This window comes from Pseudomonas sp. YuFO20 (assembly GCF_035064975.1).
GTDB classification, from domain to species: Bacteria; Pseudomonadota; Gammaproteobacteria; order Pseudomonadales; family Pseudomonadaceae; genus Aquipseudomonas; species Aquipseudomonas putida_AE.
This window is the reverse complement of record NZ_JAXDEO010000197.1, coordinates 1-405: the sequence shown is the minus strand read 5'-3', so window position 1 is coordinate 405 and position 405 is coordinate 1. Positions and strand designations below refer to the sequence as shown.

The window sequence follows — 405 nt, the reverse complement described above, 5'->3', positions numbered from 1 at the left end:
AATCGGAAAGAATGGGCTGATTTATATTGTAGGCACTGTGAAAGTCTGATGATGAAGCCTGTTGAGGTAACCCGTACAAGGACCTTTGGTTCGAATGGTGCGTACACATTTGGTGAGGTTTTTTTAGAAGGTGGTTCAGTCTTTGACGTTGGGTTAAATGAAGCTCTGATTAATAGAAAGACATGTAGGGTTTTTGAACGAAAAGCTGTGTTGTTGGAAGATTTAACTTCTATATTGTATCTTGCTTTTGGATATTTAAAGGAACGAAAAATGATGCAGGCGAGTTTGTCCCTGTAGGGTTTTGCTCGCGCCGAAGCAGCCCTTCTGGTGGTGGGTTAAATGCAAGCGAAGTTTACATCTATGTCGGTAATGTTGAGGGTGTTGCGTCTGGTATCCATTATTATA

1 pseudogene is annotated in these 405 nt (G+C 41.2%); it reads left to right on the top strand.

Annotated elements, in window-relative coordinates:
• Nucleotides 1-297 (top strand): annotated as a pseudogene (locus SOP85_RS31245) (hypothetical protein); the annotation flags it as partial.
• Nucleotides 298-405 lie beyond the last annotated feature (108 nt).